Source organism: Orenia sp., assembly GCF_055140805.1.
In genome coordinates, this window is record NZ_JBSQYM010000009.1 from 23,249 (window position 1) to 32,698 (window position 9,450).

General features: G+C 31.5%; 9 protein-coding genes. All 9 read right to left on the bottom strand.

Translation table 11 applies throughout. From position 1 onward, the window contains the following. Positions 1 to 250: 250 nt before the first annotated feature. On the bottom strand, positions 251 to 1,678 hold the full coding sequence (locus tag ACTCDL_RS02240) for an ATP-binding protein (protein ID WP_463173697.1): 1,428 nt from the start codon (positions 1,676 to 1,678) through the stop codon (positions 251 to 253). A gap of 155 nt (positions 1,679 to 1,833) precedes the next feature. Next, positions 1,834 to 2,712 carry a sensor histidine kinase gene (locus tag ACTCDL_RS02245; RefSeq protein ID WP_463173698.1) on the bottom strand — a complete coding sequence of 293 codons (879 nt, stop codon included), beginning with the start codon at positions 2,710 to 2,712 and terminating at the stop codon, positions 1,834 to 1,836. A 142-nt stretch (positions 2,713 to 2,854) separates the two neighbouring features. After that, complete coding sequence (locus tag ACTCDL_RS02250; RefSeq protein WP_463173699.1) at positions 2,855 to 4,147, bottom strand: uracil-xanthine permease family protein; 1,293 nt, start codon at positions 4,145 to 4,147, stop codon at positions 2,855 to 2,857. Between the two features lie 144 nt (positions 4,148 to 4,291). Continuing rightward, positions 4,292 to 4,843 (bottom strand): bifunctional pyr operon transcriptional regulator/uracil phosphoribosyltransferase PyrR, encoded by a 552-nt coding sequence (gene pyrR / locus ACTCDL_RS02255; protein ID WP_463173700.1) that lies wholly within the window; start codon positions 4,841 to 4,843, stop codon positions 4,292 to 4,294. A 255-nt stretch (positions 4,844 to 5,098) separates the two neighbouring features. Then, entirely contained in the window at positions 5,099 to 6,010 is a 912-nt protein-coding gene (locus ACTCDL_RS02260; protein WP_463173701.1) for an RluA family pseudouridine synthase, read from the bottom strand. A gap of 162 nt (positions 6,011 to 6,172) precedes the next feature. Further along, the gene (lspA, locus tag ACTCDL_RS02265) at positions 6,173 to 6,640 is read right to left on the bottom strand and encodes a signal peptidase II (RefSeq protein ID WP_463173704.1); all 468 of its coding nucleotides are present in this window, start codon (positions 6,638 to 6,640) and stop codon (positions 6,173 to 6,175) included. A 367-nt stretch (positions 6,641 to 7,007) separates the two neighbouring features. After that, entirely contained in the window at positions 7,008 to 7,703 is a 696-nt protein-coding gene (locus ACTCDL_RS02270) for an LrgB family protein (protein WP_463173707.1), read from the bottom strand. Continuing rightward, positions 7,697 to 8,047, bottom strand: a complete 351-nt coding sequence (locus ACTCDL_RS02275) for a CidA/LrgA family protein (RefSeq protein ID WP_463173705.1) — start codon at positions 8,045 to 8,047, stop codon at positions 7,697 to 7,699. Before ACTCDL_RS02275 ends, ACTCDL_RS02270 begins: the two co-directional genes overlap by 7 nt. 303 nt (positions 8,048 to 8,350) lie before the next feature. Further along, positions 8,351 to 9,088 (bottom strand): TraR/DksA C4-type zinc finger protein, encoded by a 738-nt coding sequence (locus ACTCDL_RS02280; RefSeq protein ID WP_463173706.1) that lies wholly within the window; start codon positions 9,086 to 9,088, stop codon positions 8,351 to 8,353. Positions 9,089 to 9,450: the final 362 nt, after the last annotated feature.

Here is a 9,450-nt window from a genome sequence, read left to right on the forward strand (position 1 = left end):
ATATTAATTACTGATGGCATAAAAAAATCTTCCCACCAGTTCAAACTAGTAAGAAGACCTTTTAATAATCTTAACTCTTAATTCAATGTATGTAAGATAAGATATGATAATACCTCTGTAACATTAAATCAACAGTTAAAACTACTTCCTTTACTAGTCTCACAGGACTAATTTAAAAGAAACTATTATTTTGTCATTAATAGAATCTTATCACATCATGGATTTCCTTGTCAACTTTTTTCTAATTTTTTTATATTTTAGGCAAACGGCAGATAAATTTTGTTCCCATTCCTTCTTTGCTTTCGACATTAATCCTACCACCATACTCTTCTAATAAGCTTTTAACTATGTATAGACCAAAACCTCTATCTTCTCCTTTAGTAGAGTAACCTGGTTCAAAAATATTATTTAAAATTCTTTCAGAGATAGCAGGACCACTATTATGGATAATAATATCGATACTACTACCCTTATCGACTAAAGCAACCCTTAATTTACGTTCGCTCTTAGGCAATTTAACTAAAACATCAAAAGCATTGTCTATCAAATTAAATAATATTTTCAAAACTTTATTTAAAGGCATAACAATACCTGATAAGTCACTAGCAAGTAATAATTTAAAATCAACACCTTTATTCTTAGCCTCTTTTTCCTTAGGCATAAAAACACTATGAATAATATTCTCTTCCTTTAAATCTAAATCAACCTTATCTAAATCCAAATGGGTATCTTTGATATACTCCTTAGCTTCTTTAACCTTATCTAGCTGTAGCATAGTATAGATAGTCTGTAATTCATTCTTAAAGTCATGGCGTTGTATTCTAAGCTCTCTAATCTTATCTTCTTTCAACTTCAATTTAGTATGCTGTAATTCTAGCTCCTGCTTAGCCAATATCCCATCATTAATCTCTTTAATAAAGATATTCTTAAAAAAGTAAGCAAAAGCAATGAATTTATAGATATGTAAGAGCCAATAGGACAAGCCAAACACTTCAACTTTGAAGAAGGCTAAAACCTCACAAAATAACAAAAATATAAATCCCTTAAACATATAAGAACTAAGCTCTTGATATATATGCTTTTTAGCATATATATATATATTTGTAGATATCATTAAAATTAATAACAACTTAACTAAGGGAATAACATTTGCAAAGGTCAACCATAACTTAAAGGTAAGATAAGAGATAATCAAGGACGATAGCAGGCTGAATATAATAGTTGAATAAAGATAATAAGAATTGCTCTCTTTCTTATCTTTAATCAGCCAATTTAATAAGATAGCAAAGACCACTATCAGCCTTGTGCTAAGCGCAAAGACTTCTGAACTACTATTATATTCTAAATAGGAGTTATTAAAGACCAAAATAGAATGCATTAAATTCATTATTCCTGCAAATAGGAATGTTATAGAGATAAATAAGCTTTTTAGATTATTATTATGACGATAAGAATAGACTACCAATAAAAAAATATTAATACAAATTAATGAAATAAATAGCTCTAGTATCGCCTCTATAGAATTATAATCCAATATATTTAGAAGAATATCTTGAGAGATACTAATAACTTCTTTGTAAACAAACAATCCTTTTAGTACTAAAAATGGTAGTAACGATAAAAGAAGAATATCAATATACCCTCTTAGAAACTTATATTTTTTTAAATTAAACTTCATAAAATCACCATCTTAATTTCTTAGTAATGCTAACTTATTATACAATATTCGACATAGTTCGAACATTTACCTGCATAGAATGAAAAATTTTTAACAATTTATAATTAAACCTTAAAACATTCAGATAAAAGCAAAAATTTATTGCTAAAAGCAAATTAACCCCTCTGCTCCTTAGGTAAGGTACATACAAATTGAGTTATAATACCCTTTCTATTTGTAACATCAATCTTACCACCATACTCTTCTAATAAACTTTTAACTATGTATAGACCAAAGCCTCTCCCTTCACCTTTAGTAGAGTAACCTGCTTCAAAGATGTTAGCTAACAAGCTTTCTGGAATAGTAGGTCCATTATTTTCTACAATTAAATTTATGTTATTCTGATTATCTAAAAATTTAACCTCAATAAGTTTCTGATCTTGAGAGGACTTAGTAAGTACATCTAAGGCATTATCTATTAAATTGAATAATATTCTAAAAAGTTTCTTCTGGGGTACAGTCACTTGTTGTAAATCCGCAGTTAAGTTAATCTCTAAATCTATTCCAGCTTCTTTTGCTTCTTTCTTTTTAGGTAATAATATTATAGGCAATAAGGAATCATCTATCAAACTTTCCTTAATCTCCTCTAAATCAGAGCATAAATCTTTCAAATAGATCTTCACCTCATCAATCTTATTCAGCTCTAACATAGTATAAATAGTCTGTAATTGATTCTTAAAGTCATGCCTTTCCATCTTTAATCTTTTAATCTGCTCTTTATATGAATCTATTTCTACTTGATCAATCGAAGACTCTTCTTTACTTAAATTTTTTAACAAGAAATTATGCCTAAATATGATCTTAATAAGATAAAGACATACTATTCCATTCGATAAATAGTATAAAAGATAGATAAATTTTGCTCTCTCTTTTGCTAGCTTAAAGAATTTAAAAAAGTACCCAGACCATAATAAACATAATAAACAAATAGCCAAAATTAAAATCAATATTGCTCTCAAATCACTAAAGTTCTGTCCTTTTGCCTGTTCTTTCATGATTTATAATTCAACCACCTTTATATTTTAATATATTACTTTTTACAATATTAGGCAAAAAGAACTGAACTCCTCCTTCTCTTTTCAAAAAAATAGAAAAAATATCCAATTTTAATTGGATATTTTTTCTATTAAGCTGATTCTATTTTTTAACTCTAGGTAACAAAATATTAAGCACTATACCAACCATCGCTGCTAAGCCCATACCCTGAAACTCTAAAGTTTTAATTTGATTAACTATAGTTTTAATTATCGCTACATTATCTAGATGTAGAAATTTAGCTATAGCAATAAAATCTATTATTAACGGTATTCCACTGATTCCAATGACCAAGATTGTTGATACAATTACTAAATTCCTATTTATACTCAAATCAACTTTATTATCAACTAAGGTTCTAAGTCCAATTGATGCTATCATTCCAAAGAGTAGAATTACAATCCCACCCATTACCGATTGGGGAATAGTCTGAATCAAGGCACCAATCTTTTGAATAAAGCTCATGGCAAAGACTATAACTGCAGCCATCTCTACAATCACTGGATTATAGACACCTGTTAAAGCCAAAACACCTATATTCTCTCCATAAGTTGTGTTAGGTGGACCTCCTGCTAAGGATGCAAAGGCTGTAGCAACCCCATCACCCAATAAAGTTCTATGCAAGCCTGGTTCTTCAATAAAGTTCTTATCCACAGTCTTTGATAATGCTAAGACATCACCTAAATGTTCTACCATAGTTACAATTGCTACTGGAGCAATTAAGGCAATCGCTGAGATACCTGCCCCCCAGGAATCTAAAGCAAAGATTGAATTAAACTCTGGTAGAGCAAACCAATTAGCTGAATGTATCGCCGACAGATCTACTAGACCATTAAAGAATGCAAAGATATATCCACTGATAATTCCAATCAAAATTGGAATTACTTTAAATATTCCTCTTCCCAAGACACTTACTCCAATAGTGACTGCTAAAGTAAAGATTGCTGTTGGCAGGTGGGTCACTGCCATATCCTTAGCCACTGGAGCTAAGCCCAATCCAATGGTCATAATTACAGGACCTACTACTACTGGTGGTAGGTAATTATCGATAAAGCCTGTTCCAATCTTACGAATCACCGCTGACATCACAATATAAATTATACCTGCTACAAAACAACCAAGTAAAGCTGCTGGTAAACCATAACCTTCTTTAGCTGCAATAATTGGACCGATAAAAGCAAATGAAGAACCTAAGTAAGCTGGTACTTGACCTTTAGTTATTACATGAAAAATCAAAGTTCCTACTCCAGATGTAAATAGAGCTACAGCCGGATTTAAACCAGTCAAGGTTGGAACCAATACTGTAGACCCAAACATTGCAAATAGATGTTGTACTGCCAATATTAAACCTTTAGATAAAGCTATATTATCTTTTGCTAATCTCTCTTTAACCATATTTATCTCCTCCTAGTATGCTGTCTAATAAAAAATCCCCAAGCCTGTGAGACTGGGGATTAAGGAGAGTCTGAATATAACTATATTCAGATTAAAACGCTCAATGATTCCCCTTATAGCCTCACAGGACTATTTTAAAAAGGACTATTGTTTATTATATTCTTTTAAAACTACTCCATCTTTGCCATCTACCTCTTTTAGATTAACACTAATTACTTCAGATTTAGATGTAGGTAAATTCTTTCCAACAAAGTCAGCTCTAATTGGCAGTTCACGATGGCCTCTGTCTACTAAAATAGCCAATTGTATGCTTTTAGGCCTACCTAAATCCATTAGGGCATCTAAGGCAGATCGAACCGTTCTACCAGTATAGAGCACGTCATCTACCAAAATAACCTTCTTGTCAGTAATATCTACAGGTATCTCGGTCTGATGAACGATAGGTTGATTGGCAATAGTAGTCAAATCATCACGATATAGAGTAATATCTAAAATTCCTCTAGGAACCTGCTTTCCTTCTATCTCTTCTAACTTACTAGTAATCCTTTTTGCTAGAGGAACTCCACGAGTTCTAATTCCAATGATTATAACATCTTCTAACCCTTCATTCTTCTCAATTATCTCATGAGAGATACGGGTCAAAGCACGTCTAATCCCATCACTATCTATTAATTCCTTTTTTACTTTTAACTCCATCTTTATTCCTCCTAAACAGAATAATCTATGAGCCTATAAAAAAAGCCTTCTTACACTAGTAAGAAGGCTGAATAATCTGAATAAAACCCAATTATAAATAAATAATAAAAAACTTATAATTGAATCTCTGCGCCCCTTACTAGTCTCACTGGACTAATTTAAAAAGGTTTTAAAAAATCGTTATTTCTTCTTTTCTAAGAAAGTATATCAAATAAATTCACTTATGTCAACAAGACTTTCCAATCTTCTTAAAATTTATTCAAGACTATCTAAAATTTCTCTCATATCATCTAACAAAGGTGCTTCAAATTCGACCCATTCTCCTGTTTTAGGATGATAAAATCCTAAAAGATGGGAGTGTAGCATCTGGCGTTTAACATCCAAAGTCTTTTGACTATATCCATATAACCCATCACCAACCACTGGATGGCCCATATAGTCCATATGTAGACGAATCTGATGGGTTCTACCAGTCTCTAAATTAACCTCCACTAGCGAGTGTTTATCATAACGTTTAAGAACTTTAAAAGTAGAGACTGCTTTCTTACTATTCTTGCTAGTAACAGCCATCTTCTTTCTATCTTTAGAGTCACGCCCAATAGCAGCATCTATCTTACCTTTTTTATACTTGACCTTTCCTTCAACTAAGGTCAAATATACCTTCTTAGTATCCCTCTCTTTAAATTGCTCTGTCAAATTAAGATGAGCCTCATCATTTTTTGCAACTACCATTGCACCTGAGGTATCCTTATCGAGTCTATGTACAATCCCTGGTCTAATTACCCCATTAATCCCCGATAAATTATCACAATGGTATAATAGAGCATTAACCAAAGTCCCATCCTCATTACCAGGTGCAGGATGAACTACTAAATCAGGCTGTTTATTGATAACAACTATATCATCATCTTCATAGATAATATTTAAAGGTATATTCTCAGCCTCTACCTCCAGCTCTTCAGGTTCTGGAACAAGTAGCTCTAGCTTATCACCAGCTGATAGTTTATAACTCTTCTTAACAGGACTACCATTGACTAAAACCTTATCATCATCGATTAATTCCTGCAAATAGCTCCTTGATAAATCATCATTCTTTTTAGATAAAAATTTATCCACTCTTTTATTAGTATAATCAGTTTCAATTATAAATTCTCGTTTATCTTTCATCAGTTATCACTCCGTCTAACAAATTTAATGTAATACAATTAGTGAAAGTGTGAGTAAATTCAAGACAATTTAAAAGATTTAACAACCTCTAATCATCAGATCAGATATATTCCTTAATTAAGGATTTTTACTAATTACTTATCACTTACTCTTAACTCGTTACTAATTACTATTATTCCCTTGATCAACAATTAAAATCCAATAACTAAAAATTATCACTGCAACTACAATTGCTGAATCAGCAATATTAAAGACAGGCCAAACTCTAAAATCAAAGAAATCAACTACAAAACCTAATCTAACTCTGTCGATAAAATTACCAACAGTACCACCTAAAGCCATTCCCAAAGCTACTTTATTCCAAGTACTCCCTAATGGTAATTGGCGATAAAAATAAAACAACAATGCCAATACCGCTAAAGTAATGATTATAAAGAAAGGTAATTGATTCTGTAAAATGCCAAAGGCAGCTCCTCTGTTCTGGACATAAGTCAAATGAAAGACATTTTGAATAATTGGGATAGATTCTCCTAGATTAAAGTTAGTTAGGACTAGATGTTTTGTAAATTGATCTAATAATATAATAACCAAAAAAGCAACAAAAATCAGCATAGCTTCAACTCCATTCATTAAAATAATCTACTTTATTGTAGAAGCAACTTACATTTTAGCATAGATAACAAAAAAAAACAATAAACCAAATCTAGCTCTACTTTATTATCTCTTCAATCAAAGTTTAATATTATACTTATTCAGCTTCTATGATAAAATACAAAAATTTCGTTATATAGAGATATTACGACACTTTTGAGTTGATAGTTGATAGTGTGTAGTGGATAGTTAAAGGACTAAAAACCTATATTTAAATGGTTTTGAACTTAACTATCAACTGTCAATTATCAACTATACACTGAAGTAAAAAAGTGTCCCAATATACCCATTAAGTCTCACTCTAAAATTGAACACCTATATTATTTAAACTAGCAGTTATCAACTCTTAATTCAACAGTGCAAATAATAGTGGAGCAATAATCACAGTAGTTAATCCAGCTACTCCAATAGCCAAGCTACTCATAGCACCTTCTGTCTCACCTAATTCCATAGCTCTAGTAGTTCCTATTGCATGAGCTGCAGTCCCTATGGCAATTCCTACAGCAACTTCATCTCTTACTCTAAATAAATGACAGATAAAAGGTCCTATAACTGCACCAAAGATTCCTGTGGCTATTATTACCGCTACAGTAATTGAAGGTATCCCTCCAATCTGCTTAGAGATTTCAATCCCAATTGGAGTGGTTACAGATTTTGGAATTAATGATGTTCCAATTTGGCTATTTAATCCAAAGAGCTTACTTAAGAAGAATACACTGATAATTCCACTTAAACACCCTACAATAATTCCTCCTAATATAGGTAGCAGATTTGATTTCAAAAGTTCAAACTGCTTATACAGAGGAACTGCCAAAATTACAGTCGCAGGTCCTAAAAAGAAGGATAATAAATCTCCTCCTTGATTATAGTATTTAATATCAATATGAAAGGTGGACAATAACCAGATAATCAATGCTATACTAATCAATAGAGGATTAAAAAGAGAAATTTTAGTCCTTCTATATAGATAGAGTCCAACCTCAAAGGATAGAATGGAAATAATCAGCCCAAAATAAGGTGTATTCAAAAAATCTATCATAATGATCGTCTCCTCTTTAAAAATTGAATAGTTAAACCTGTAACAATAATAACAATTATCGTTGAAATCAAGATAATAGCAAGGATAGGAAACCATTCTTCTCTCAGTAAGTCCAGATTATTAATCAAACTAATTCCTGGAGGTACAAAAAAGAGTGCTAAGTGATCTAATAAGAACTTAGCTATTCCATCTATCATCTCTAATTTAATAATACCTTTGGCAAGTAGCGCTAAAAGAACAAGCATACCAATTACACTACCTGGTATTGGTAGGTTGAAAAATTTATTGATAGCTTCTCCTGCCAAACAAATAACTAATATAATACATAACTGCCTAAATAACTTCAATTTATCACCTCTTTTAATACTTATAGACTTATTAAAATAAATTCAAGTCTTATCTTCAACCTCTAATTATTTTAACAATTACTTCCTACTGAATAATTATAACAAACATATGTAATGTATCTAAATTTAAAATAAAACTTAATGGGGATAATGCGACAGTTTAAGTTTTAGCTACGGGTTTTAACCCGTAGTGTAACATGTCATCATCACCACAGGTTGAAACCTGTGGCTAGTAAATTTATCATTATAACATGCTTATATTTTAACATATTTACAATAAAAAACAAGAGAGTAAGTCAATGCTTACTCCCATTCTTTTCTCCTTCTCTTCTGCCTTTGACCAGTTAGATAATCATCCTCCTCAGCTACCTCTCCATCACCTAGGCTGGTATCCATAATCCCATCTCCCCAATCGACCATCCCTTGACCTTCATCAGCATCGATATAGGTATCCTCATAATTAACTGCACCTGGAATATCAGAAGGGGTATTAGAGGTACCATATCTTGCTACATCCTGCCAAGTATCTTCACCATCATAGCCATTATAATCTTTTGGTTCTCCACCAGTAGCTCCAATATCGTCATTCATAGCGAAGGGGTTTCCATTATGGAGAGAATCTATAGCATTCTCTTCAATTGGACGAGAGTTGTGTCCATTTGTACCAATTCTTAATTCACTTTTAGACTTACAGTCAAAACAGAAAGTACTATATGGCATAGCCTCTAAACGCTCTGGATTAATGGCTTTACCACAGGAGTCACAATGACCATATTCTCCTGTTTCAATCTTCTCTAAAGCATCATTAATCATCTGCAATATTAACTTAGCATTATCCCTTAACCCTATATCTTTCTCACGTTCAAAAGTATCACTCCCACCATCACCAGGATGATTATCATAAAAAGATAATTCACCTGTTGAATCTCTTAAACTATTAGTTAAACCTTCATATCCTTTATCATTAAATCCTTCAATCTGATTTAAGATACTCTGCTTTTCCCATAATAACTTTTTCTTATAGTAGTCTAAATCTGGCATAATTTATTATCCCACCTCAATTAATGATAGTGTCTAAAGAGTAAACTGTAATCATTTCAGCTAGTACTGTTAGTGCTTTGTATTGTCTCTTTACTATCATTCATTAATTTACCCCAAAATAGTTAATTTAATTATAGAGTTTTTAAAAAGTGAGTTAAAACTAAGTTTGAGCATAAGTTTTAGATAAATATATTTAAGGCAATATTAATCGAATTTAAAAATTTCAAGATAGATATATTAAAATACCTTTTGAGTTTACAATGTACAGTGTACAGTTAAAATTCCAATAAATCCACATTCTTTAATTCTAAAAGTATGCTCCAAATAAAAAACACCCATCTTCCTGTCTCTTATACACATCT

Excerpts from the sequence above, each read along its gene's own strand:
- ACTCDL_RS02260 (WP_463173701.1), bottom strand. The coding sequence starts at position 6,010 with ATGAAAGATAAACGAGAATTTATAATTGAAACTGATTATACTAATAAA.
- ACTCDL_RS02240 (WP_463173697.1), bottom strand. The coding sequence starts at position 1,678 with ATGAAGTTTAATTTAAAAAAATATAAGTTTCTAAGAGGGTATATTGAT.
- ACTCDL_RS02280 (WP_463173706.1), bottom strand. The coding sequence starts at position 9,088 with ATGCCAGATTTAGACTACTATAAGAAAAAGTTATTATGGGAAAAGCAG.
- ACTCDL_RS02245 (WP_463173698.1), bottom strand. The coding sequence starts at position 2,712 with ATGAAAGAACAGGCAAAAGGACAGAACTTTAGTGATTTGAGAGCAATA.
- lspA (WP_463173704.1), bottom strand. The coding sequence starts at position 6,640 with ATGAATGGAGTTGAAGCTATGCTGATTTTTGTTGCTTTTTTGGTTATT.
- pyrR (WP_463173700.1), bottom strand. The coding sequence starts at position 4,843 with ATGGAGTTAAAAGTAAAAAAGGAATTAATAGATAGTGATGGGATTAGA.
- ACTCDL_RS02250 (WP_463173699.1), bottom strand. The coding sequence starts at position 4,147 with ATGGTTAAAGAGAGATTAGCAAAAGATAATATAGCTTTATCTAAAGGT.